This is a genomic window from Shewanella sp. SP1S2-4, from assembly GCF_031932075.1.
Classification (GTDB): domain Bacteria; phylum Pseudomonadota; class Gammaproteobacteria; order Enterobacterales; family Shewanellaceae; genus Shewanella; species Shewanella baltica.
Genome location: NZ_JAUOET010000036.1, coordinates 1 through 26,186, shown reverse-complemented (window position 1 = coordinate 26,186; position 26,186 = coordinate 1). Strand labels below are relative to the sequence as shown.

Sequence of the window (26,186 nt, the reverse complement as noted above, 5' to 3'; positions counted from 1 at the left end):
AACCAAAATTGGCCGAGCTTAGAAAGTAATAGGCATATACATCAAGTGTTATATGTCATTGGAAATAAATAATAAGCTGGCCAATAAACTTTATGAGTCAATATGAGAGCTGAGTTAAGAGCAAAAATCATCACGGTTTGTCATAAAAAAATTGAGACTAAAGGCGATAATGTCGGTGTCTCATTTTACGCCTTCTTTGCGAACAAAAATGATGATCCAGAGTTGCTTATGGAAGCGGCGACTTGGTGGATTCAAACTCATCGCTTAGATCATTTTGTTAAGGCTCATAAGGTGATAGAGATAATCCAAAAGGAATCGGAAGAATAGATCTTAAATCGCTTACTGCGGATTTTTGGTTTGCCACTTGCGCCAAGTAAAAGTGATTAGCGCGGCGAGTATTAGGCTGACAATGGCCCATGTGGGGTATTTGTGCTGGTGGTAAAATGCCAGCATAGGAGCAATTTCATCGCGGATTAACACTGTGCCTAACCCAAAAAGTGCCACCCAAATGCTGGTGGCTAGGGCATTACCTATTACAAATTGCTTTAGCGGCATTTTAGCTAAGCCACAGCCGATAAACATAAATTGTTTTAATCCCTCAACAAAACGACTCAGCACTAAAGCGGCAATGCCATATTGGCCAATAACGCCATGGATTTTGTCTTCCAATTGCGGTTTTATCCAGCCCTTCTTAAGCAACACATCACCAAAGCGCCAACCGATAAAATATCCCAAGCTGTTACCGCAGAGTGCAGCGCAAGCTGCGACGATCAACACCAATGGCAGTGACATTTGCCCTGCAGCAGCTAATAAACTTGCAACAATCAATAAGGATTGCCCCGGCGCTGGAATGCCAAAACCCTCGACAGCAATCGCGATAAATAGCAGCACATAGCCGTATTGCTGCAGCCAAGGGGTGAGTTCGGTGATGATATGTTGTAGCGCTTCTGGCATGGATGAAAGTGATCGAATCAGTGGGACAATTAGCCCATCATACTAGCCAACTTCTCTGGCTGGATAGATTTATGAGCAAAGTTTCATGCCAGTTTTAGTTAGCGGCGGTGAATAAGTGTAACGCAGGGGTTATTAGCTTTTACCTGAAATATAAAAAAGGCCGAACTCAGTTCGGCCTTAATGTCAGTACTGTCGCGACGATAAAACGACTATGCGAATGCCGCTTGTAACTGTGGAACAACTTGTTTCTTACGGCTTAATACGCCGTCTAACCAGACTTTGCCATCGACGGTATCTTTACCGTAGGCGCGTTGGGTCAGGTCGCTATCATCAGACACGATTAACAGCTCTGAGCCTTCTTTCATGATATCAGTCAGCAGTAACAATACGCTGTGGCGATTGCCTTCCACTTTCAGTGCTTTGATATCGGCTTCTAACTCGGCCTTGATATCGTCAAATACTGACAGGTCGATGACTTCTAACTGGCCGATACCGACTAAGTTACCGTTCATGTTGAAGTCTTTAAAGTCACGCATAACGAGGTCGCGTGCTGGCGTGCCTTGTACAGCTGATTTCACTTTGAACATTTCCATGCCCAGTTCTTTGAAATCTTCAACGCCGGCGATTTCAGCTAAGACTTCAACGCAACGAATGTCTGCAGTGGTACAAGTCGGTGATTTGAAAATCACGGTATCGCTCAGAATGGCGCACATCATGATGCCAGCGATATTTTTAGGGATAGCGACTTGGTAAAAGTCGAACATCATCTTGATCACTGTGTTGCTGCAACCTACTGGGCGGATCCAGCATTCTAACGGGGTATCTGTGGTCAGATCGCCAAGTTTGTGGTGATCGACAATCCCGACTATGGTCGCTTGAGCGATATCATCCGGTGCTTGAGTCAGTTCTGAATGGTCAACGATATACACTTGCTCGCCAGCGTAGCTGGTTTTGTATTCCGGTGCTTCGAAGCCGAAACGTTCCAGAATAAAAGCGGTTTCGGGTGACAATTCACCTAAACGTGCGGCAATGGCTTCTTCACCGATTTGGTTTTTTAAATAGGCTAACGCGATAGCACCGCAGATTGAATCAGAATCGGGGATCTTGTGACCGACAACGTAAATAGGCATTTCAGGGACTCTCCTTTAAATTTGTGACAATTTTAGCAATATTTGGCTCGGATCGGAAATAGCCAAAGCGCATATCACTGCGCCCTTAAGACGCTATAACGCTAAAAATCCCGAGCTGAGGTTCGGCAAAGATGGCTTAAGGGTTAGATCTTTACTTTTATCACGACTTTACGCACTGCTGTGGCGATATCGCCCGTGCCAGGCATATGCATGTCACCGGGGAAAAATAGCGCAAACATACCCGCTTTGAGTTGCACAAAAGAGGCATTGGCTTTGTTTACCTCGTAATCAAACTCGGCGTAATCGTGTTTGTCAAAATAGGGCTTTGAGGGTGTTTGGCCCGCTAGTGGTAAGTAACCAAACTCTTCTTCACCACTAAACACATATTGCACATCAATATATTTTTGATGCACTTCAAAGGGTTCAGTCGATCTATGCTTAGTGTGGTAGTCGTTGACTATCACAAAAATATTGTCGCCATCGAGGGGATAATTGCCCACGGGCAGCTGACTAAAGTCTGTGGTGGCAAGATGTGCTAATGCTGTGGCAAGCCGAGGGCTTAGGGATTGATAAATATGGCGGTTTGCTAAGGTATCGACGATCATCGGTTACTCGACATGGCGGATGTGAATGAGTGAATTGTAAAGATTATAATCAGATAGTCGCCGTTAGGACATAAGCTTTAGACATAAAAAAACAGGCCGTAGCATGGCCTGTTTCTATATCAAGTGTCACTTTGTTCGCTAAGACTCGCTTAGTAAGTGTATTTAGCTTCTAAGAAGTAATAGCCACCATTAAAACCAAACGGGGTGTTGGTTAATGGGTAGACGAAAATGCCGTTGTTGCTGTTAATCGCGGGTGTTTTTTCGGGATACACATCAAACAGGTTTTGTACTCCAGCGGTGAAACTTAGCGCATCGGTTGCTGCGTATCTCACCGACAGATCCATCACCCATTGATCGCTGTAATTCACATCACCCGTGGCATAGCCAACAGTGTAATCACCAAAGTAGCTGAGGCGAATATTGGTCTTAAAGTCGCCTAGCTCATGGGTCAAGCCCAAGTTACCTGTGTTATGCGGTGTCGCCGAGGTCATGCGAGTTTGTTCAATGCTATCGAATAGCTTTTTGCCTAACCCATCTAAAATTTGTGGGAAATGAATATCTTGGATTTCAGTCTTATTGTAGGCATAGGCTAAGTTCGCCCGTAAATCACCCCATGCGCCGATATCAAAATCTTGGCTCACTACAAGGTCTACGCCACGGGTGCGGGTATCGACGGCGTTGATAAAGAAGCGCGCCGATTCTGCATTGGTGCCCGCTAACGCGGCCGCTACGGCGGGCGAATCATTAGGCGTCACTGAGCTCGACAGAATAATGCGATCATCGATGGAGATTTGATAGGCATCTAATGTCAGTGCTAAGCCTGTGTCATTGGTGTACACCAAGCCTAAACTGAATGACTGGGATAGTTCGGGATCTAACTCATTAATACCCAGTGCTTTGGTCACTGGCGATAGGGTGTTAAAAGTGCCTGACTCAATAGGCACCAGCTGACCAGTCACAGGATCGGGATTAAACAGCGTCGAGATATTGCTGAAGTACAGTTGTTGTACGCTCGGCGCTCTAAAGCCAGTGTTGATGGTACCGCGCAGGGCCAAGTTATCGGTAAAGTCGTAACGGCCCGCTAATTTCCAACTGGTGTTGCCACCAAAGTCAGAATAGTTTTCGTAACGCAGCGCCGCCGCCCAATAAAACTCATTGGTTAACTGGTTTTCGAGTTCCATATAAACGCCGGTGTTATCACGGGTTTCATCCACTTGCGACTCAGGGGTAAAACCGGTGAAACCTTGGCTACCCGCAGCGCGGTTGTCGTAACCACCATTGATGTATGAACCCGTTTCGCCGGCTTCAATTTGATAGCCGTTTTGGCGCCATGACACACCCGTCGCAAACAGGATTTCAGAATCATTAGCAAAGGCAAAGTAGCGCGAGGCATCGAGATTAAGATTGGTTTCACGGGTCGTGAGTGTACCTGCATCAAACTCGGTTGGGCTATCTGGGCCTAAAGAGGCGTTTAAGGTATTAACAATATTGTAGTTAAATGAGTTTTCACCATGGCCTGCCGAAGTATCAATATTCCACTCGCCTAGGCTGAATTCATACCCCAGCACTAAGGACGCATCGATAATTTTAGGATTGATTTGCGGCAAGAAACCATCTGGATAGATTTCAGTTAAGTTACGGGCGTCGAGTGCGCGGCGGTAAAAGGCGCCTGACTTAGTCTCACGTTGGCTGATGCCACCAAACGCATAGAGTTTGCCATCTTTTGTGATGGGCTGGGCAGCGTTGATGAATAGACCTAAATTGTCATATTCGGCATCGCCGACCTGGTGACTCTTACGGTTGAATGTGGCTTCGCGGGGATCGGCTGAGCCATCGGGTAATTTTTCATACTGTTGACGAGGGTCCAATCCAGCGCGGTTAGTGCTGTCTTTATGGTGGGCTTCTAGGGATACATTCACAAAGCCATCGTTACTTAAACTGATGCCGTGGTTTACACCCACACGCCATTGCTCGCCATCACCTATGTAGGTTTGTCCTGCTTGAGCCGAGAGGCTACCGCCTTGATCGCTGTCCTTTAGCACCACGTTGATGACGCCGGCAATTGCATCCGATCCGTATTGTGCCGAGGCACCATCACGCAGAATTTCGATGCGTTTAATCGCCGTCATAGGGATAGCGTTTAAGTCGACGTTAGATGAGCCTTTACCCACAGTGCCACTTAAATGCACTAGCGCTGAGCCGTGACGACGTTTGCCGTTAACGAGTACTAAGGTGTGGTCGGGTGACAGGCCGCGCAAACTCGCGGGGCGCACCGCATCTGAACCGTCAGTCACTGAGGAAAATGGGAAGCTGTAGCTTGGCGCGGCAAATTGCAGTGCTTTAGCGGTTTCAGTCATGCCGGTCGATTCGAGCTGCTCGGCGGTGATAATGTCTACAGGGGCAACACTGTCAGTTGCCGTGCGCAGTGCTATGCGTGAACCTATGATTTCGATTTTCTCGAAGCCAGGCTGTTGCTCTTCGGCTTGAACAGCTGGAATGGCGAGTATAGATGACACTGCCAATGCGATAATCCCTAGGCGCATAAAAACCTCTCAATGATGTTTGTAACCCGATACTCGAACTTAGGAGTGCAGATTAAAGATAACGTAACAATTCAATGTAGAGAAGGTTATCACTGTAACAATTGTTACATCTAGACATAAATGTGCTAACTCAGAGCCGAGTGTTCTAGTTAATGTTTAAAATGCAGTTGAATATATGGATTAAACCTTGTTATCGGCAGATGTGCTTTGGGTGTGTTGGCGAGTTAAGTCGATGATATGAATTGTTTATTGACGTGCGCCATCGTGGTTTAATGCGTTATTTCGCTTTGATGGCATTGGTTTGAAGGAACACAGATTTGTCAGCGTTACGATTTCTCGCGGGAGCAACGGCATTTAATACCTTGGCAGAACAAGGTCTTAAATCTGAACATTTTACCCAGCTACTTGCCGCCTCTGGTGGACCCAAATGGCTTGGTATCGCTGGGTTAGATAAATATCTGTTTTCTGAGTTTTTCAAAAATAGACAAACACCGCTTTATACACTCGGCGCGTCTTCAGGGGCGTGGCGTTTAGCGTGTTTGGCGCAGCAAGATCCCTTCGCAGCCTATGGTCGTTTAGAGGATTTTTATATTGGTCAGCGTTACGACAGCATGCCAACCCCGCAGGAAGTCAGTGTACAAGTTAAAGGCGTAGTGCAAGGGATTTTAGGCGCCAGTGGTGGTAGTGAGCTCGTCAACAACACTCATATCCACAGTCATTTAGTAGTGTGCCGCGGCAAACATTTAAATCGTTTAACGGCAAAGCTGCCACTCGCTGCCGGACTGGCGATGACGGCGGCGACCAACTTATTGAGCCGCCGAAGTTTAGGCTGGCATTTTGAACGTGTGGTCTTTAGTCAACAAGCTGTAGCATCCCCCTTTTTGCAGCTCAATGATTTACCCAGTCAGCAGGCCGAATTAACCGAGGCCAATGTCGATGCCGTGATGTTAGCAACTGGGTCGATTCCTTTGTTGCTAGCCCCAGTGCCGCAAATTGAGGGCGTTGCCGATGGACAATATTACGATGGAGGCATTACCGACTATCACTTCGACTTGCCTTTATCCCACGCAACCGGCTTGACGCTGTATCCGCATTTCTATCCGACGATCAGCCCAGGATGGTTCGATAAATCCTTGAAGTGGCGTCAAGGTCGAGCCAATTATCACAATGCACTCGTGTTGGCGCCAACGGCCGAATTTGTGGCTTCATTACCCTTTGGCAAAATCCCCGACCGCGAAGATTTTAAACAACTGGATACGGCGCAGCGGATGCAATATTGGCGAACAGCTGTGGCCTTGAGTGAACGTCTGGCCGAGGAGTTTGCCGAGGTTGTTGCTAAGGGAAATGTGCTGGAGCGACTAGAGCGCTTTTAGTTTTAAGTGCGGTGGTCCAGAAAACGGGCTTTAAAATGGCTGGTTTGAAATGCCCTGATTTAACCTAGTTGGGTCGCCAATTTATTTTTTGCACTCAACGGCTTCAGGAAGGAAATAATTCCACCTGCTACACTCTAAGGTAATAGGGAATACGAATACATTGATGTTCGTTTCCTTCTATTTGAGGGGCAGGAGGTTGCTATGCAAACACGAGAAATGGCGTTACTCATGCGCGATGCCTTGTTGCTGCCACAGGGACGGGTAGAGGTTCGTGTGGTCGACCCCGGTCATCTGCGCATGGTGGCCGATGTTTTCAAGGGAAAATATGCGCTCGCTTTTGCCACCATTCGACCCCGCGGTAGTCCGCCCTGTTATCCCACCGCTACCCAGTGCGACATTATCGATTTTAATCAGCTAGAAGACGATTCACTCAGCATAGTGCTCGAAGGGCGCCAGCGCGTCAGCATCCTCTCGGCGGCGCAGGCCAAAGATAAGCTGTGGATGGCGCGCACTTTACCCTGCCGTAACTGGCAAGAAGAGCCGATTAAAGGTGAATTTGAGCTGATAAGCGCTGCATTAGAGCAATTTTATGAGGTGAATCCCGATCTGTTTGAGCTCTATTCTCAAGTGCATTTAGAAGATGCTGCATGGGTAAGCCAGCGCTGGCTCGAGGTTTTACCCATGTATAATAAAGACAAATTAGTGTTAGTGAATCAGCCCGATTGCCACAAAACCTTGGACTTCGTGCTGCAACTTATCAAGTCCCATGTGGACTGAAAAACCACAAAAAGGCTAGAATAGCGGCTTTCTATAGCCGCTTTTTTTTGTGATATGACTGCATCTGCCCGCGCCGCCCAACCTTCTTACATAGTGCTTCCTGTGAATGTCACAGATAAACCCACAGTGTTTGCCTTTCTCGCGCAGCATTTTGCCCGCATAGGTGAAGATGTGTGGCGTCAGCGGATCCTTGACGGAAAAGTGCATTGGCGCGACGGCAGTTTGATCGCCTTGGACACCGAGTATCGTCCAGCTGCGCGGGTGTATTACTACCGTGAAGTGCCAGTCGAAGCGAAAATTCCCTTCGAAGAACAGATCCTATTCCAAGATGACAACGTTATTTTGGCCTATAAACCACACTTTTTACCTGTGACCCCAAGCGGCAATTATGTGAACGAATGTCTGGTACATAGACTGAGATTACGCACCGGCATAGACACTATCGCGCCTGCTCATAGGCTTGACCGTGAAACCGCAGGGGTGATCTTGATGACAGTCGCGCCCGAAACCCGCGCCCTTTATCATCAATTATTTATCGACGATGCTATTCGTAAAGACTATCAAGCCATTGCCAAGCTGACACCTGAGATTATTGAACAATATCAACAGGGAAGCTTAACGTTACCCCTGCATTGGACGGTGAGAAATCGCATGCAGCCGAGCGACCCGAGTTTTACCATGAAAATCGTTGAAGGCGAGGCGAATACCCATTCCGAAATCAGTCTGGTGGCGATAAAAGGCGATCTTGGTTTGTTCCACCTGAGCCCGATTACCGGCAAAACCCACCAGTTGCGGGTGCATATGCAAAGCTTAGGTATGCCATTGTTAAACGACAGATTTTATCCAAGCTTATTATCCAAAGGGCCGGATAAGTTTGCGACGCCTCTTAAGTTGATGGCACAGCGTTTACGTTTCATTGACCCTGTGAGTGGGATCCATCACGACGTGCAATGTGAGGGTTTTTAATTAAAGCTCAATATCATTTCTTTTTTGATGTTTATATTTATCTTTTTATTAACAAAATTGCGAATGATAAATGTATAACTAACAAGTGTGTAAATATGTTAAACCCGTCGTTGATAACTAACTATCTGTAAAATATTGGTTTATAAATTATCACTTATAATGTATTAGATTTAACCACAATAAGATTTAACTTCTGTTTATAATACTTAACTGATTATTAATTTAGCCCTAAATTAGCTGTTATTTATAATTTTTAGTCTAGAGTATTAGTTTATTACATGGATGTTGTTCTAGAACTGTCTTTTAACTCTCTGAGACAAGATCGCAATCTATGTAGGATATTGATATGAAAGAAGTCATTCTTAGTAATTTGAGTGTCGATTTACCCCATGATTATTTTGTCTGGATTGGTCGCTATCAAAATGCTGATTGGCACCCTTGGTTTGAGCAATTTAACTCAGTAGAAGCTTTGATTGGTAATGGGCGAATCCCAGAGATAATTGTCTTATCAGTACAAGCAGAGGAGCAAGACAAGTGGCTTATGATGCTGAGGCAACATGAACTTACTGCATTGAGCTTAATATTGGTCTCCCGCGAAAGTCCATTGTCATCTTTTCTCGGAAATGGAATGTGGCGAGAAGATTATAAAGAGCAATATCAGTCGTATAAGCTAAAAAAACAGCAAATAAAACTCAATTTTCAAGATGATATTGTACATAAATTATTATGTTATTTGTGGTGTCATCATGACGCGATTCTTGAACCTCATTCTGTGCCAGCACGACGCTATTTATATGATTATCCTTTATTAAACGCTTGGGGTGTGAGTCCTGAGGAGAGTTTCGCTTGGTTGAGTGATTTACAAAAAAATAATTGGATTGAGAAATCTACACTATCAAATCGTTTACGATTTTGCCCGAGTTGCCATTCGGGGCATTTAAATTACATTGATGTTTGTCCGCAATGCCACAGTATTGATACTGAGCAGCAAAGTTGCTTGCATTGTTTTAATTGCGGACATGTAGGTGATCAAGCATTGTTCCGAAAACTCAATATCTTGAGTTGCCCGAATTGTTTGCAGAACCTACGACACATAGGTGTTGATTACGATAGACCAATAGAAAATCATCACTGTAATTCATGTCACACTTTATTTGTCGATGCTGTGGTTGAGGCCGAGTGTTTGCATTGTAAGGTAAGTAGTAAGCTCGATTCTTTACATGTACGTAATGTGTATAGTTTTCAATTGACGGCGCATGGACGTAGTTTGGTTCGCCAAGGAAGATCGCAATCGCTTTTCAGTTTAGCGCCGGGTGAACAGATGGTCAGTGAGCAGTTCTATTGGTTACTTGATTGGCAGAACAAACTGGCAAAACGTCATCATCAGACACATTCCATTTTGTCGGTGCAAATGCTTAATGTGGCTGAGTTTTTAAGTGCAGAGGGTGAGGCTAAAGGTTTTGCTCAACTGGACGCATTGCAAGAGCGTTTACGCAGTGTGATCCGGGTGACTGATGCTTGCAGTAATTACACTCAAGATGGGCTGTTAATGCTGTTGCCTATGACAGAAATCAAGCAGTTAAAGAGTATTTATAACAAGCTTTTTGATTTGAAAGAGCTGCAATCATCCTCGAAAATCGAGTTAAGCGTTAAGGCCATTAGCCTACCAGCCAATATTGGTGAAAATGTCGGTGAGTGGCTTACAGATCAACTCCTACAAGCTAAGCCAATGTGATGATGAGTGAATTCAATACCATCACTTATATGTTGCTGGATATCTGGCATCAACTTGCACAGCACTTGACGTTCTTTGTGTGGTTGGTGCCGTTGATATTATTGTATGAAGTCCCCTTAATGCTACTCGTAGTGACAGGCATTTTACGTTTCTTTTATACCAGCTTTATGCGAGTGCCTAAGCAGTCGCTGTTTAGACCTAAAGTGTCCTGTGTGATTACCTGCTATGCCGAAGGTGAGGCTGTGAAGTCAACGATTGATTCTTTTATCGAGCAAGTTTATGACGGTGAGATAGAGATCATTGCTGTGGTTGATGGGGCTGTTCAAAATGGATTGACTTACCGTGTTGCTATGGCCGCGGCTAAGGCGTGCCAAGCTCATAATCGAACTGTGATTGTGTTGCCTAAATGGCAGCGGGGTGGACGAGTCTCCACATTAAATGCGGGATTGGCGACGGCGACGGGTGAGATAGTGATCAATGCCGATGCTGATACTTCCTTTGATAACGATATGGTGTCGCAGATAGTGCCACATTTTGAAGACCCGAATGTGCCCGCTGTGGGTGGAGCATTGCGAGTGAGGAATGTGAGTGAATCCATATTTACTCGGATGCAAGCTATTGAATACTTGATCTCAATGCAAGGTGGTAAAACAGGGTTAGGGCAGTGGAATTTGCTGAACAATATTTCTGGTGCTTTTGGCGCTTTCAGACGAACCTTTTTAATCCAAATTGGTGGCTGGGACACTCACACTGCAGAAGATCTTGATTTAACCATAAGAATAAAACAGTACTTTAAACGACATCCTGATTGGCGGATCCCTTTTGCGACACTGGCTATTGGCCATACGGATGCACCTGCGGATCTAAAAACCTTAGTCTGGCAAAGGCTACGCTGGGATGGCGATTTATTGTTTTTATATTTTCGTAAACACTGGCCAGCATTTACACCCAAGCTATTGGGTAGCGGTACTTTTGTATTTACCTTGCTCTACGGTTTTTTACAGAACGTATTAATGCCCTTTGTGATCGTTTTCTATGGGATTGGTATTGTTGTTAGTTTCCCATGGCAGTTTATTTTGTCTATTGCATTAACGATTTATGGCTTCTATTTGGTCATTTTAGCTTTCTTTTATTCAATGGTTCTACTGGCGATATCTGAGCGAATTCCTCAAGATTTACGCTTAGCTGTTTGGCTACCGCTATATCCTTTTTATGCATTGTTTATGCGAATGGTGTGTCTGTTTGCCTTGTTAAACGAAATGGTGCGACGTTCACATGAAGAAAGTTCAATGGCGCCTTGGTGGGTGTTAAAACGCGGGAGAAAGTTTTAATGAAAGTGAGTTATCAAGCCAGTGACAAGGCGCAAAATCCGACTGAAGATAAGGGTATTGGAGTGCGCTATGCTGCCGCTAAGCGTAGTGGATTCAAAGGGCGTTGGTATTTATTGTTATTGTTAGTTATTGCGCCAGTTGCCATTGTCGGTTGGATTTTGTTGCGACCACATTTATTTGTGTTGGCGAGTGGCATAGTAACGACTGAGCCATTAGAAGTGCGAGCTCCGAGTACTGGCGATGTCAGTGCTATTGAGGTAAAGCCTGGTGATACGCTGAATGTCGGAACGCCAATCCTCTCAATCACAGATCCGCAACTGAATGCCCAAATAGGTGAGTTAGAAAGGCAGTTAGCCCAACTTAATATTGAGGACCTAAGCTTAAATTCAGTGATTTTGGCGCAATTACAAATTCGTATTGACGTCGCCAGCGAGGGCGTTACTCGGCAGGACATTTTGTTGAAAAGTTATGAGAATTTTCAGAAAAAGGGAGTTGTACCAACCTCTGATATGGCGACAGTACTACAAGCTCATACCGCCTCCAAAATGGCATTGGAGCAAGCTAAGGTTGATTTAATGCAGGCCAAGCAAAAGCAGCTCGTGGAGTTGAGTGCTGGTGTGGTCACCCAGTCCCGTCGCAATATTGAGTTACAACTAGCTCGGCTTAAGGCGCAGCAATCACAATTACAAATTAAGGCACTAACGGCAACTCGGGTCGTGGATATTCTGGTGCAATCTGGAGAGCATATTGTTGAAGATCGTCCATTAGCTTTGCTTGCAGGACGAGATAATCCAGTCGTTTTAGCATTTCTCGAGCCTAAATATTTGAATTACACAACAATTGGCCAGCAAGCGACAATTACTTTAGCAAATGGTGACCGTTTTAGAGCGAGCATTTCCGAACCAACTGAGTTAGTTGGGCGTTTACCTAAACAGCTTTCTGGACCATTTGATGGAGAAAAGCCTGTGCTGCAGATTACTTTAAAACCTGAAATGGCTTTACCTGTTTCTATTGAAGGAGTACCTGTTGAAGTCAGTTTCGATTATGGTTGGTAGTGTTAGCTTAATGCGCCAAATGCCTGCTGTGTACAGGTTTTGATACTCATTGCTAATAGGGTATAAAGCTCACCGCTGGTCTAATTGGTTTTTGTGTGGTTATGATAAGTGCAATCTAAATTATCAAGACTGCGTTTTATCAGCCCGTTAGGATTGTAAAATGACCAAATCTGCGATGATCTCTATCTTACTTTGCGCTGCGGTATTGGTGGCGGCCATGTTTTTTGGCGACTGGACGAAACAACCTTATTTAAAAGATATTGCCGCAGAGATCCGCAAGGGGACTGCGGTGATCGAACCGAAGAAACCGAGTTCGTCTGCGGCATCGGCCATTGAGGCTGATGATGCAAATCAGCACTCTAAGGTGATTTGGGATCAAATGGTGCATGAAAAGCCGGCGAATAAGCCGCAGCCAGAGGCGTTGATTTTCAATCAAGCCCAGCCGAAGAATGTCGAAACCGATGAGGCTTTATCTAAAAATCTTCCGCCGCTGGATTCGGGTTCTGGTGCCACTCAACCTGAAACGGTTAAACATCATAAACCTGTCTAATTCGTTATTCCTGTTTGGGTGGTTCGAACAAGGTTTCGCTCATATCACCATGTAAAACCGCAATTTTTGTCGGCGCACCATCATCCGCAAGTTCCAAAATCCCAATACCGCTTTTATTCACTAAACGTTTGCTCGGTGCACCATTCGGTCTTCTGCCGCGCAGCGACATGCGTTTTCGTTTTGTCAGTAAATTCAGTGGCGAAAAGTGGCCGTAAAACCAGCCATTGAGTTTATCGAAAATCGGTAACAACTTCTCGGGGAAGTGATTTTTAATGCCGCTGCAGGTGATTTGGTAGATGTTAGGACTGCTGCGCCTAAAGCGAATACTAATGTCGTAACTAAAGGAGTAATGCACATCGCCGGAGAGGATCACAAATTCCTCAGGGGTTTTACGGTGCATAAAAATACTCAGTAGCGCGTTGGCGGCACCGGGGTGGGCCATCCAGTTTTCGGCGTCCACCAACAAAGAAGCGCCCATCAGCGTGGCTGTACGCTGCACAGCCTCAATCAGTTTGACCCCAAACATAGGGGCAGGCGAGACGATAATGACCTTCGACTGGCCGAGCAATTCTTGCTGCAAATCCATTAACGCCTCCCAATCCATTAAGCCGGAAGGTTTTGCGAGATTGGATTCACTGCGCCAGCGGCGGGTGCGGGTATCGAGCACCACAAGTTTGGGCGAGGTCGCTAAGGTGTAATGCCATTGCTCAAATTTAAGTAATTCGTCGATGAGCAGATCCTGACTTTCACTCTGTGGCTGTGCAAAAAAAGCATCGAGCAGCGGGCGGATTTCATCAGCAAATTTATCGGGCGCATTGCCAAGCCCTTGGAATAAGGTATAGCCAATAAGGGCATTACCTATAATGCGTTTCGAAAATGCATGCTCGTAGGCAGCGAGTTCCCATTTGGCGGTGAGGTTCCAGTCGTCGGTGACGTCGTGGTCGTCAAACATCATGTAAACGGGAATGTGCGCCATAAAGCGCCTCACCTGCGTCAGCCCAGCTTTAAAGCCGAGCAAATGTTGCCATTCATTCTGCCAGCGGGCGTTATTTGCGGGCGTTAAGCCATCGACATCTTTGGGGATATTGACTAATTCCCACAGTTCTGGCGACCAAGTAAGTAAATACAAGGCGATGATTTCATTCAGGCTGACAAGATGATTCTCAGCGATGGAGGAAGTGAAAATCGGGTGATTGCGATACCAACGCCATAGCGCGGTTTTAGCTGGATATTGAGTGTGCGGCAGCAGGTTTTTATGGCGCTGATACAAATCGGCGGGCTGATAATGCAGCGCTTCACTACTGGCTATGTTCGCCCCTTCAAATTGTTCATGCTGAAGGCCAAGCAAGTCGATGACTTGTCCTATGGCGTTTAACATAGGGCCTGCCACATCATCGATATACACTTGATCGCCACTCATCACGATAAGTGCGGGGCGATCGTCCGCTACACCCGTGTCGATTATTTGGGCTAAATGGGTATCGGCGGCGACGAGCGCATCGTCACTGTGGTGATGCGGATTGCGGCAAGAACCATGAAATACTTGGGTTAATTCTGGGGTAAAACGCACACTTGGTGTTGATGCATCGCCATAGTTCAACTGATGGATAGCGGCAAAAATATCCCCATGTTGGGCGGCGGACACTTGGTAGCTCATGACTCGATTAGGTGTGAGTAACTCTGGTCGCGACAGCATAATCAGATATTGATGGGCGTGCTGCCCGAGTGGCACATAGTGCACATCGGCATCCTGCAACGGAAACTCATGTTCCCCTAGACGCAACGTAAGCTCAGTTAATGGCTCACGACTCACAAACCACAGAGTAAAGTGTGTGGCATCGCAGTGGCGCAGCATAGGGCCTGCCAATATCAGAGGAAGTGTCGGACTCAAATTCAGCCTATTGGTGCTCAGGTTAATCTCAAGTGAGTTAACCCTAAGTAAGTTTGGTTTAAAAGAGTAAACAAGTGCGTTGAATATGAAAAGCTTTTAGAATTGTCAGCCATACACATGAGTTGAAACTGAACGGGGCAATATGGCTAAGATCATGGTAACAGGCGCGACTGGGCTACTCGGCCGAGCTGTTGTAAAACAGCTTGAATTAACGGGACATGAGGTTGTGGCCACAGGTTTTAGCCGCGCAAGTGCACGAGTGCATAAACTCGATCTGACTGCCCCTTTGGCTGTCGAGGCATTTATCGCCCGCGAACAACCGCAAGTCATAGTGCACTGCGCCGCCGAGCGTCGCCCCGATGTGTCGGAGCAAAATCCGCAGGCTGCATTGGCACTTAACTTAACTGCTAGCCAAGCCCTCGCTATGGCAGCTAAGGCCAATAACGCTTGGCTTATCTATATCTCCACCGACTATGTGTTCGATGGCACTCAGCCTAAATACGCCGAAGATGCCGCCACTCATCCGGTTAATTTTTATGGTGAATCTAAGCTAAAGGGCGAAGAAATCGTGCTCAACACTCGTGCTGATTTTGCTGTGCTGCGCTTGCCAATCCTTTACGGCCAAGTCGAGAAGCTGAGTGAATCTGCTGTGTTAGTGCTGGTTAACCAACTGATTGAAAGTCGCGCTCAGGGTGTCGATCATTGGGCTGTCCGCAGTCCAACTTCGACCGCCGATATTGCTCAAGCCATAGATAAGATGATTGCACAGCATATTGCAGCGCCAATAGTGCAGGGGATTTATCACTTTAGCGCCATAGAGACCATGACTAAGTATCAGATGCTGCTGACCCTTGGGGAGATTCTCCAACTCAGCACGGCGCACTTAACGCCTGAGTCGACACCGACAGATAACGCCAAACGGCCAAGGGACTGCACCTTAAGCTGTACGCGTTTAGCTGCGCTCGGAATTTGTTCTGAAATCAATTTCGCCACTGGCGTGCGCCAAGCATTAACGCAATCGAGTGGTGCATTGGCCGCACTCGGACTCACTCTATAGGAATCGCCATGGCTAAGATCTTAGGGACCAGTCTACAGGCTGCCGACCAAGTCGCATTACTGCGAACCTTAGGTTTGCTGCTGCAAATAGGCTTAACCACGTTTGCTGCTGATACTTTTGGTCTTAGCCTGCAAATGGAGCCGTTAGTGCATGTGTTAGTGCTGGAGGTGTTATACCTTTCGCTCACATTGGCGCTACGTAAACCTTTGTTTGCTAAGGAGCGTGGCCTCTTTATTGCGCTCAGTTTAGACACGCTGTTTTGGATCTCTTGGCTGCACTTTTCCGGCGGCGCGACCAATGCGTTTATCTCGTTATTATTGTTGCCGATTGCACTTGCGGCTGTGACTTTGCCAATCTGGGCGCCTTGGGCGCTGACGGCTATTTCAACCTTAGCCTACAGTTTGATGATTTTTACTGTGCCCGAATCCCCCATGCAGCACCACGGCATGGACATGAGCTCCCACTATTTAGGCATGTGGTTTAACTTTGTGATTTCAGCTTTGGTGATGACAACCAGCGTGGCGCTGATTACTAAACGTATGCGCCGCCAAGACGCGCAGCTAGCCTATATGCGCGAGGGGCAATTACGTCAGGAACAACTCTTGGCACTAGGCACTGCATCGGCGCAGATGGCGCATCAATTGGCCACACCGCTCTCAAGCCTGAGGTTGTTACTCGATGAAGTAAAAGAAGATATGAGCGGCACTTCGATAACGGTTGTCGAGATGGAGACTGCGTTAGGCCGCTGTGAACATACGCTCGCCGAGCTGCGATTAGCGACGGAGTCGATCCGCGATCGCCGCCAGCGGCCACAAAAGATCGCTGAGCTGGTGGACGGTTTAAAGCAAAAAACCTTACTGCTTATGCCGCAGACCGAACTGAACTGGCTGTTTACCTGTGCGCCTGAGCAACTGGCAGAGCAAAGCATTCTGACCGATATGAGTCTAACGCCTGCCATCATGGCTTTGATTGAGAATGCCGCCCGCGCCAGTGTCGAAACCCTAGGTGCGCCGCAGGTGGATATCAGCTTAGATATCGCGCCAAGTGAAGCTCAAATCTATTTGCAGATCCGTGATTATGGCGCCGGCATTGCGCCTTCTTTATTACCGCAATTGGGCACCTTATTAATTGAGAGCCCCAAGGGCTTAGGGGTTGCGCTGCTACTCAGTCACGCCAGCCTAGAGCGTTTGGGCGCAGAATTGATTCTGGCCAATCATCCCCAAGGCGGTACTGTGGCACAAATTTGCTTTACGATTCTCAAGGACAAAACGGCATCGTTATCGCCCAAGACTCAGGCTGCTGATGGAGTCAGATCATGAAACGTTTATTGATTGTTGAGGATGATCTTTCTCTGGCGAGTATTTTAGGCCGACGGCTTACGCGCCACGGCTTTGAGTGCCGCTTAACCCATGATGCCAGCGATGCTCTGCTGGTGGCGCGGGAGTTTCGCCCTAGCCACATTTTGTTGGACATGAAGCTTGCCGAAGCTAATGGCTTAGGGTTAATTGTGCCGCTACGTAATCTACTGCCTAAGGTGACCATGGTGTTACTCACCGGCTACGCCAGTATTGCCACTGCGGTGGAAGCGATTCGCCTCGGCGCCGATAATTATTTAGCTAAACCTGTCGATACTCAAACCTTGCTCGCCGCGTTGGAAATGGAAGGGCATTCCCATACACTTCAAGAAGATGAAGTCGATGACTCGCCCCTTAATCCTAAGCGTTTGGAGTGGGAACATATTCAGCAAGTACTTAATGCTAACCAAGGCAATGTGTCCGCCACCGCCCGACAACTCGGGATGCATCGTCGTACCTTACAACGTAAGTTACTCAAAAAACCTGTGGGTGAAAGTGGCCATTTGAAGTAACGCTTTATTCTCGCATGCTGGCTAGTGAAGCTGACTCAAGCACATGACATAAGGATGCTGACGGGATTGAGGCTGGCTTAGTGCACCGAATTTGCGCATAAAAAATGCCACTCAAAAAAGGCTGAGTGGCATTAACAAGAAACGAGAAGTTTATCGATAAATTGGCACTAGGATTTTACGCTAGCGCCACGATACGATTATCTTATGCGATTAAAAGTTAACGGTTTCTTCGTTTGAGCAAGGGCCGTTAGTTTCACACACTTTATAGCTGAAGCTAGTGCCAGCTAGGTCGGTGAAACGGTCAATAAACGATGAATTGCTTGAAGTACCTACCGCAACGCCGTTACGGAAGATAGTGTACTCATCAGCGTTATGGCCTTCCCATGCGAGTGCAACACGAATGCTACCGCGACGAGATTTGTTAGCGTTTTTCACTGTCATTTCTAACGCCACTTCTGGTACTTCAACCGCAAATTCTGCAGAAGTGCTTGCCGTTGCGCCATCGTTGTCAGTCACTGTCAATGTCACTGTGTAGTTGCCTGACTGAGCATACTGATGATTTACACTTGCGCCTGAAGCAGTTGTGCCATCACCGAAGCTCCAGCTCCATGCAACGACATCACCGTCGCTGTCAGTACTGGTGCTAGTGAAGCTACCGTTACCGTTGGCAAAGCTTGCAGTAAAGCCCGCTGTTGGATCTTGGTTTGGTATCTCATCGCCACCGTCATAAGCACCCACTAGGCTCACACCTGTGTAGCTGCTATAGCCACTGACCATGACCCAATAAGTCCCCGTTTGGGCTGGATCGATAGGGCAGCTTTCGGCATTACCGGCTTTGTATGGACGGCAATCATAGCTACTAGAGGTAGGAGCTTGGCCGAATTTAACATACATGTCCGCATCACCCGTGCCGCCTGACATATTAAAGCTCAGGTTGGTTGCACCGCTTGCTACGTCGAGTTTGTAGTACTGTTTGCTACCTGACGCACCCGCTAAACCTGTCACAGCGACACCGTTCGCGAGTTCAGTGGCTTCTGGTGGTGGCGGTGGTGGTGGCGTTTCACAAGGTGTGATACCTACTGCTGCAAACGCAGTAACCACATCGTCAGTACTTAAGCCTAAGTCAGTCGCCGCAGATTTAACGCCACATGCGCCTTGCCAGAACAAGCTGTCAGCCGTCCAATATAATTGGTTAGCAACCACAAATGTTTGGAATGCTTTGCGTGTATCCCAGCCCGGTAAGTTTGCGAGTGTGTAGAAGGCTTTATTGAAGACACCTGAACTGTGGTGTACGTCGATGCCATCATAGTAATCGTCAATATGGCCGATTGAGATACCGTCTAAGGTTGGATCTGCCATATAACGCAGTGCGCCATTGCCTTTAAAGATATCTGCACCGACTAACCAGTCGTTCGTGCCGTGCATGTAAAATTCAGCGGCTTCACCCGCCATATCTGAGAAGGCTTCGTTCATGCCACCAGATTGGGCATCGTAAATCAGGCCTGAGTTTTGCTCAGTGAAACCATGGCTCACTTCGTGTGCCGAGACATCTAAGCTCACTAATGGGTAGAAGGTCGTTGCGCCATCACCGAAGGTCATAGCACTACCGTCCCAGAAGGCATTTTCATAGTTGCTGCTGTAGTGAACCCGCATGGTTAACTGGAAAGTTAACGGCGCAGTGTTGTACCACTCGCTATACATGTTGTAGATCACGTTACCGAAATAGTGCGCATCGTTTAATGGCGAGTAAGCACCGTTGATCTCTTTAACTGTATTGCGTGGGCAAGTATAAGAGAAGGCTGTTGCGCCTGATGTGGCACCGTTTAAGTTAACGGTTTTCACGTTAGGTGAGTTCATGGTGCAGGTGTCACCGCTCACTTCAACGTCTAAGTAAGAGAAATCTGTACCGTATTCGTATTGACCAGTCTTGATGTTGCCGCCAGGACCTGTACCGCTCGCAGCGTGGTTAATCCCTTCCCAACGCTTGAGTACTTCACCTGAGTGCGCGTCAATCATAGTGAATGGACGGCTTGGCTCATCGCCATATACCACAAAAGACGTCACATAAACGAGGCGAGTTTTAGCCGCATCATCAAGGTAAAGCCATAATTTAGCTTGTTTGTTTTCAGCTTTTAGGCCGGCAACCGCTTTCTCAGACTTGCCACGAATGGCAATATCTAACGCTTTGTTAGCCGTTAAAGTGGGTTTGACAAAATCAGCCGACTTTTCAATATTTTTTAATACGCGGCCAGACATGTCGCTGTAGAAGCCCATGCTCGATTGTGACGTTGCAACAGAGAAACCATAAACAGGCACGTCATGGAAATATTGTTGTAAACGTTGTTTCTGCTTGCCTTGACCTAGATCGAGTTTTTTCTCGACTTTGAGTTGGCTACCTGCGTCTAAGTTGAACTGAGACACTAAGTTATTGCTTGAAGACGCACTTCTGAGTGTACCGACATCGACAACATCAGCAGCAAATGCTGATGTGCCTAACGTGGCCGACACAGCAATGAAGAGTAGCGACAGTTTTTTATTTAGCATCATGCTTAAAATCCTTTTTCCGTTTGTCATTAACGTTGGAATGCCATACTGCTTAACTGGCTCGGGCGATCGTTTTTTTATTGTAATTTCTACAGGGTCGTCGGCATCCCTCTGCCATGGCCGAATAGAATGAGCTGTTGCTCAGGCGGAGATTCTCAGATTTTTATTCTGTGTAAAGCGTGAATGACCGCATGACCTTAGATGTTATTTAAATGTAAAAGTGTTAACAATCGTACAAAGGAACTATCTTCAGCGTTCATTTAGACGCTTTTAAATCTGAATTAGGACTTTTGGGTAATAGCGATTTAGCCTATTCAAATAGCGGGCTTTGTGAGTCGTAAAAAGTGCTTTATTGATTGATTTTCATTGGTTTAGGTTGGAGCTGGTGGCGAGGTTAAGCGGGTGTTTTTAGGCGAGTGATTTTTTAAGTGGATAGATTTAAGGATTAGCGGGGCTTCTGGGCATAACCCTTTTTTAAGGGGAAAGATCCATAGCTTTGCCGGATTCATTTTGAAAAATGCACTTTGCAAGGGCCATTTGAAAGATGGCCTTTGAAATATGCATGTTGCAAGAGCCCGCCCGCGTCGCTATGGCTTGACTCACTGTTTAACTCATTTCACCAAGGTAACTCATTGCCATCGTAGGCGAAAAAGCACCCTGTTTGTGCCGGAGTGGCATTGGCAATGATGGGCAGCAAGCAGTTGGCGACATACTCAGGTGTAAACAGTTTGCCTTGAGGCACACTCTGTTGAAAGGGTTGAGACAATGGCGTATCTGTGGTGCCCGGATGCAGGGATAACACCACGCAGTGTTTCATGTTCCGCTGCCACTCAATCGACAGTGTTTTGAGAAACATATTCAGCGCAGCCTTTGAGGCGCGATAGCTGTACCAGCCACCTACTCTGTTATCGGTAATGCTGCCGACTTTTGCCGATATCACGGCAAATCTTACCGAGTCACTTTGTTTTAAGGCATGGCAGAAGTGCTTAGCCAGCATGACGCTGGGTAGGGTATTGAGCGTTAAATTGTGCTGGAAAAAGGCGATATCTAGTGACTGTAGGCTTTTCTCTGGCCCTTTATCTTGGGTGTGTAAAATCCCGACACAGTTAATCAGCCAATCTAATTCAGTGAGTTGTTCACTCAGCAGTTTAATCTCGGCCTCATTGGTCACATCTAACTGATGCCATTGGATATTATTCTGCCTGTCTTGTGGAAGATGATGCCTGTAGGTGGCGTGCACGGTTGCGTCGGGATATGTCTCTTGGACTTGTTTAACCATAGCTTGGCCAATACCCCCACTTCCACCGACGATAAGTACTTTCATAGCAAACTCTCCCTATCCAAATCTCTATATCAAACTTTCCATATCAAACTCTCTATATCCAAGAGTCACGCTTAGGCCCAGTACTAATGCTAAGTACTAACAATCAGTACAAATGCTAAGCACTAACACTCAGTGCTAATGGTTCAGCTATAAACGGTTTAGATGAACAAGATTGTGTTCGGCCGTGGCTAATATGGCGTGCCTTACGGACTCGTCCATCTTGTCCCAAGTCTGGTACAACATGCCGATCCTTGGGTTCTGCGACAATCGCGCGCGGTGTTTGTCCATAAAGCGCCAATAAAAGCTATTGAACGGGCAGGCGAGTGCGCCGCTGCGCTCTTTTATCTTGTAGTGACAGCCGCTGCAGTAATCACTCATTTTATTGATGTAGGAACCGCTGGCTGCGTAGGGTTTAGTACCGACAATGCCGCCGTCGGCAAACAAGGCCATGCCGCGAGTGTTGGGCATTTCAACCCATTCGATGGCGTCAACATACACGCCTAAATACCACTCATCGACTTGATTTGGCTCGATTTCAGTTAATAAACAGAAATTGCCGATCACCATTAAGCGCTGAATATGATGGGCGTAGGCAAAATCTAATGATTGGGATAACGCTTGTCGCATGCAGTTCATCTTAGTGTCGCCATGCCAAAAATAATCGGGCAGCGTTCCATGGGCATTGAGCGCGTTAGTGCTGGCGTACTGCGGCATATTGGCCCAGTAAATGCCGCGAACGTATTCTCGCCAACCTAATATCTGCCGCACAAATCCTTCGACTTGGGCGATATCAATTTCAGCATTGGTTTGATAACTGTCGATAGCCGCATTGATGACTTCTAACGGACTGATTAATTTGCTGTTAAGGCTGAATGATAGCCGACTATGGTACAAGCTCCACTTGGCGGGATGTTGCGCTGTCATGGCATCTTGAAAACGGCCAAAGGAAGGCAAGCAAACCTGACAAAAATACGTTAATAATTCGAGGCTTTGCGCACGGTTTATCGGCCATAGCAATGGTGCATCAATGCGACCCATGGTCGGGATTTGGTGACGCTCAAGCCTAGCAAGAATTTCAGTCACATCGAGGCTAAACATTAATGGCTCAGGCAAGACTTTTATATCCTGAGTTTTAAGCTTCTGGCGGTTGCTGGCATCAAAGTTCCATTGCCCGCCGAGTGGCTTTGCGTCTTGCATCAAGATGTTGAAGCGTTTACGCATACGGCGATAAAAGTGCTCCATCATAATGTGTTTGCCGACGGGGAACTGCGTATCGATTTCGTCAAACGGCAAGATAAAGTGCTCAGTATCAACACAGTTCACCACGGCGGTGTTGAGCTTAAGCTGACTCAATTGCTCAAGTAGGCGGTATTCATCTGGCCTTTGGTATTCAAACTTGATTGCGCCAACCTGTGTTACCTGATGTTGAATGAGCCCCAATAGATCGCTATAGCCCTGAGTGTTATTGAAGGTGTCATCAAGGGTGAGATAGAGCACTTGATGCCCTTGCGCGCGAAGCTCTTGAGCAAATTGCGCCATTGCCGCAAAGAAGGCACATATCTTTTGCACATGATGCGTCACATAAGTGTTTTCTTGGTGCAATTCAGCAATCACATACAGCACTTGATCATCAACGCGGTTAAACCAAGAATGCTGGGCATTGAGTTGATCGCCTAAAATTAACCTGACTGTATGGAATTGCTGTAATTGCATTAAGTGGACTCGTTGAATGACTTTCGCGGTTAAACATTTCGCGATGGGATATTGCCGGACATTACGAATTGGGTTGCAGTGAGGATCACAAGGCTGGGTATTTGTCGTGATTTCGACAAAGAGGTTTATCTAAACTTGGTTTTATCGCTTTTAAAGCAAAGTCAAAGTCGTGGGGCTTCACCCCACACCCGACCAAGAGGGGATCAACAGCAATTCCCTCTTGGATCTCCCTTGCCGCCCCTAGCGAAGTTACATGCATTAGTGACTGGCTTCGTGCTTATTCGAAAATTGCTAACGCTTCCGATGGGGCGTCCCTTCCCCCCGAAAGCTACGCAGACGTCCTGTCTGCGTCACGCTATTTTCTTCAACGCCCTTCAGCAACTTCGCAGGGGAAGGTGAACTCCTGAAGTTTCAGTGTTAGTTGTTAAGCTCAAAAAGTTTTTTGCCTGTACTATTTGATTCTCTCTTGTGATCTGGATTTTATATGTTCAATTGCCAAAGCAAACGCTTCAGGTGTTTGTAGGTCTGCTGCATAGCGCAGTATCGCTTGTGTTTGTGGATCCACATTTTGTCTACCGCCTACTTGGTGATATCTAAGCAAACCACAGACTTCAATCGTTTTTTCACCTTTTTTATCGTGAAAGCGGTAAGTGACTCCTGGCGCTAACACTTGTATATGCTTATCATATTGATCGAAATGAGCATGAATTATTGAATAGTTATTTGATTTGCTAGGGAAAGATATATATGAGTCTGATTTGGTTACCTTCTTTACACCTTTAGCTTGGTTACAATCTTTACAGGAAACACACAGGTTCTGGGTTTCAAATATCCATTCAATTGATGAGTCTTTGTCTATTATATGCTCTGTATCCCATACCATACCATGCGTAGATGGATTCCATACTTGGCAGTAGGCACACTTGTTACCTTGTTCTTTTAGATAGTGCTTTTTGATGTTGCTCTTTAACTTTTTAATAGAAGAATGTTCCCACATTTCTTCTGACGATAATTTAGAGTTTTTTAATTCAGAAATAATTTCTTTTTCATCCAACGTCAAAATATATGGATTCATTCTCCAATTCTCGCTTTTAATGTTGTCCGTAAAATTGTCAGGAGTGCTTTAACCCTATCCCCTTCGCCCAACGAATCTTCGAAACTTAACAACCATAAAGCCTTATTAATCGTATCGTCTTTAATATCTTGGGATTTACAAATTATGTCTAATACCTCTATTACTTCAGATATCAAGTATTCATTATTATTTCCTGGATTATGGAACAACGTTGCCAGTTGATAGTCGGAAGAACGTTCTTTATGTAGTTGGGCATCAATTAGTCTTTTATTGACCATATCGTATACGCAACAGTTTAAGTCAGATATGTCTGATACTATCAATGGAGAATGTGTCGCAATAATGAAATGGCAACCTTGATAACTTGAAAAAGAGTCTTGGAGTATATCTACAAATCTTTCTTGCCATTGTGGGTGAAGGCTTATCTCTGGTTCATCAATGCAAATTAGAGAATTATCTTCTATTGATGAAATAATTCCGAGAAACAGTAAAAATAAACATTGTTCACCAGAGCTACGTTTGGATAAACCAGTCAGTGATAAATTTGAGATATCAAGATTTTCTGTATATTGAGTATGTTGATTATTATGGCGTATTGTCTCAAGGTTCTCCAGTTGAATAAGGCCAGTTCTAAGAAGAGTCGATATGATATGACGATCAAAGTTATACTCAGATCCTATCTGCTTTCTTTTTGTTAAATGCTTTAGCTGGAAATTATCATTGTCAAGATAAAAAATAAACTCTGGTTCTTTAATTAATAATTCACAATATTGAATAAGCTCTAATATTTCATTATGCTCATATTCTTCTAGTGCATCTCTAATTATAATTGCTGTTTCAGGCTTTACTTCTTCGCCATTTTGCAAATTAATTAAATCTTCGCTGGAAATTGCAACATTAAAATACAGCCGTAGCATACTGCCAAAATCAAATTTTTGAAGAAATTTCGTTAAAGCTGTAATCTTTCTCGTTTCAAACCTTTCATTGCCAAACAATTGTTGGATTGCTTTCGATGCTATTCTAGTTGAAGGTGATTGAACCGGATTGTAAGGTTTAGAACCAACATAAGCATAGAAACCGTTTTGCAAAATGTCTTTTTTATTTTTCCATCTAAGCGGAAATTTCTCAAACTGACTTGTTGAAGCTGAAATCAATTTTTTCGGTAGAGCATGCCCAAATCTTTCTTCTAATAAACTCCACTCGGCAGATTGTTCTTTCACATCACGAACCACAGTAGCAATGTGTGGAGAATCGCTGGCCAGTACACGTGAGTACATTTCTTGATAATAGACACAAGTATCAACTAAAAGTTGTGTTTTACCACAACCATTGTTTCCTATTATTACGGAAAAGGCGTTTTCATCCGTCGATTTCATATTCCAAAGTTGATGATTCGAAATTGTATTAACCCTGAAACCCATATGATAGTCTGCCATAACTCAATTTTATGTGTATAGAATTTCTCATATCTAATCAGGCAAGTATAGTTGCTGATCAATATTTGATATCACTTTAAGATTAGTTTGGTCAGATGTTTATCGCTAGTCACAATCAATCTTGTATTCAACGCCTAGCTTTCTTCCATTGTTAAATTTTGCAATGCTGATGGCTCTTGCTATTAACAGCCAACGTCGAAGTCACAGAATACACATCCCCTCGGAGTTGCCGCGGGGCATTTGCGGTCGTTGCGTGAGCG

Annotated in this window: 21 protein-coding genes; 11 read left to right on the top strand and 10 right to left on the bottom strand. The window is 45.7% G+C overall.

Annotation, left to right across the window (positions count from 1 at the left end; translation table 11 throughout):
- Positions 1-102 precede the first annotated feature (102 nt).
- Complete coding sequence (locus Q4Q52_RS20605; RefSeq protein ID WP_012586620.1) at positions 103-327, top strand: DUF6500 family protein; 225 nt, start codon at positions 103-105, stop codon at positions 325-327.
- Positions 328-339: 12 nt separating this feature from the next.
- Here Q4Q52_RS20605 and Q4Q52_RS20600 read toward each other — a convergent pair whose 3' ends face one another.
- The 4 genes from Q4Q52_RS20600 to Q4Q52_RS20585 all read right to left on the bottom strand — a co-directional run bounded on the left by Q4Q52_RS20600 (position 340) and on the right by Q4Q52_RS20585 (position 5,232).
- Entirely contained in the window at positions 340-954 is a 615-nt protein-coding gene (locus Q4Q52_RS20600) for a DedA family protein (RefSeq protein ID WP_311991532.1), read from the bottom strand.
- 209 nt (positions 955-1,163) lie between these two features.
- Entirely contained in the window at positions 1,164-2,084 is a 921-nt protein-coding gene (locus Q4Q52_RS20595) for a manganese-dependent inorganic pyrophosphatase (RefSeq protein ID WP_311991531.1), read from the bottom strand.
- 143 nt (positions 2,085-2,227) lie between these two features.
- A complete protein-coding gene (locus Q4Q52_RS20590; protein ID WP_259483826.1) occupies positions 2,228-2,689 on the bottom strand; it encodes a YhcH/YjgK/YiaL family protein in 462 nt (153 codons plus the stop codon).
- A gap of 149 nt (positions 2,690-2,838) precedes the next feature.
- Positions 2,839-5,232 carry a TonB-dependent siderophore receptor gene (locus tag Q4Q52_RS20585; RefSeq protein WP_259483825.1) on the bottom strand — a complete coding sequence of 798 codons (2,394 nt, stop codon included), beginning with the start codon at positions 5,230-5,232 and terminating at the stop codon, positions 2,839-2,841.
- A 317-nt stretch (positions 5,233-5,549) separates the two neighbouring features.
- Here Q4Q52_RS20585 and Q4Q52_RS20580 point away from each other — a divergent pair, with 317 nt between their 5' ends.
- From Q4Q52_RS20580 to Q4Q52_RS20550, 7 genes are all read left to right on the top strand, one after another.
- Positions 5,550-6,605 (top strand): alpha/beta hydrolase, encoded by a 1,056-nt coding sequence (locus tag Q4Q52_RS20580; RefSeq protein WP_311991530.1) that lies wholly within the window; start codon positions 5,550-5,552, stop codon positions 6,603-6,605.
- A gap of 201 nt (positions 6,606-6,806) precedes the next feature.
- Positions 6,807-7,382, top strand: a complete 576-nt coding sequence (locus tag Q4Q52_RS20575) for an LON peptidase substrate-binding domain-containing protein (RefSeq protein WP_006083313.1) — start codon at positions 6,807-6,809, stop codon at positions 7,380-7,382.
- 54 nt (positions 7,383-7,436) lie between these two features.
- Complete coding sequence (locus Q4Q52_RS20570; RefSeq protein WP_311991529.1) at positions 7,437-8,348, top strand: pseudouridine synthase; 912 nt, start codon at positions 7,437-7,439, stop codon at positions 8,346-8,348.
- Positions 8,349-8,694: 346 nt separating this feature from the next.
- Positions 8,695-10,083, top strand: coding sequence for a hypothetical protein (locus Q4Q52_RS20565; protein WP_311991528.1), 1,389 nt, complete (start codon positions 8,695-8,697; stop codon positions 10,081-10,083).
- A gap of 2 nt (positions 10,084-10,085) precedes the next feature.
- Positions 10,086-11,414: a glycosyltransferase gene (locus tag Q4Q52_RS20560; RefSeq protein ID WP_311991527.1), complete on the top strand. Its 1,329-nt coding sequence runs from the start codon at positions 10,086-10,088 to the stop codon at positions 11,412-11,414.
- Entirely contained in the window at positions 11,414-12,469 is a 1,056-nt protein-coding gene (locus tag Q4Q52_RS20555; protein ID WP_311991526.1) for an HlyD family secretion protein, read from the top strand. The genes Q4Q52_RS20560 and Q4Q52_RS20555 overlap by 1 nt, the downstream gene beginning before the upstream one ends.
- 160 nt (positions 12,470-12,629) lie before the next feature.
- Entirely contained in the window at positions 12,630-13,019 is a 390-nt protein-coding gene (locus tag Q4Q52_RS20550) for a hypothetical protein (protein WP_226059465.1), read from the top strand.
- 4 nt (positions 13,020-13,023) lie between these two features.
- On the opposite strand, the gene Q4Q52_RS20545 is transcribed toward Q4Q52_RS20550, so the two are convergent.
- Positions 13,024-14,874, bottom strand: a complete 1,851-nt coding sequence (locus Q4Q52_RS20545; protein WP_311991543.1) for an alkaline phosphatase D family protein — start codon at positions 14,872-14,874, stop codon at positions 13,024-13,026.
- A gap of 178 nt (positions 14,875-15,052) precedes the next feature.
- Between Q4Q52_RS20545 and Q4Q52_RS20540 the strand changes: the two genes are divergently transcribed.
- From Q4Q52_RS20540 to Q4Q52_RS20530, 3 genes are read left to right on the top strand one after another with little or no spacing between them, the layout of a single operon-like run.
- Entirely contained in the window at positions 15,053-15,967 is a 915-nt protein-coding gene (locus tag Q4Q52_RS20540) for an SDR family oxidoreductase (RefSeq protein ID WP_311991525.1), read from the top strand.
- Positions 15,968-15,975: 8 nt separating this feature from the next.
- Complete coding sequence (locus Q4Q52_RS20535) at positions 15,976-17,286, top strand: sensor histidine kinase KdpD (RefSeq protein ID WP_220777258.1); 1,311 nt, start codon at positions 15,976-15,978, stop codon at positions 17,284-17,286.
- On the top strand, positions 17,283-17,834 hold the full coding sequence (locus Q4Q52_RS20530; protein ID WP_011847973.1) for a response regulator transcription factor: 552 nt from the start codon (positions 17,283-17,285) through the stop codon (positions 17,832-17,834). The genes Q4Q52_RS20535 and Q4Q52_RS20530 overlap by 4 nt, the downstream gene beginning before the upstream one ends.
- A gap of 210 nt (positions 17,835-18,044) precedes the next feature.
- On the opposite strand, the gene Q4Q52_RS20525 is transcribed toward Q4Q52_RS20530, so the two are convergent.
- The 5 genes from Q4Q52_RS20525 to Q4Q52_RS20505 all read right to left on the bottom strand — a co-directional run bounded on the left by Q4Q52_RS20525 (position 18,045) and on the right by Q4Q52_RS20505 (position 25,926).
- Positions 18,045-20,381 (bottom strand): M4 family metallopeptidase, encoded by a 2,337-nt coding sequence (locus Q4Q52_RS20525; RefSeq protein ID WP_311991524.1) that lies wholly within the window; start codon positions 20,379-20,381, stop codon positions 18,045-18,047.
- A 613-nt stretch (positions 20,382-20,994) separates the two neighbouring features.
- On the bottom strand, positions 20,995-21,702 hold the full coding sequence (locus Q4Q52_RS20520) for an SDR family oxidoreductase (protein ID WP_311991523.1): 708 nt from the start codon (positions 21,700-21,702) through the stop codon (positions 20,995-20,997).
- Positions 21,703-21,849: 147 nt separating this feature from the next.
- Positions 21,850-23,415 carry a cryptochrome/photolyase family protein gene (locus Q4Q52_RS20515; RefSeq protein WP_311991522.1) on the bottom strand — a complete coding sequence of 522 codons (1,566 nt, stop codon included), beginning with the start codon at positions 23,413-23,415 and terminating at the stop codon, positions 21,850-21,852.
- Positions 23,416-23,866: 451 nt separating this feature from the next.
- A complete protein-coding gene (locus Q4Q52_RS20510; protein WP_259541898.1) occupies positions 23,867-24,490 on the bottom strand; it encodes an HNH endonuclease in 624 nt (207 codons plus the stop codon).
- A complete protein-coding gene (locus Q4Q52_RS20505; protein ID WP_311991521.1) occupies positions 24,487-25,926 on the bottom strand; it encodes an ATP-binding protein in 1,440 nt (479 codons plus the stop codon). Before Q4Q52_RS20505 ends, Q4Q52_RS20510 begins: the two co-directional genes overlap by 4 nt.
- Positions 25,927-26,186 lie beyond the last annotated feature (260 nt).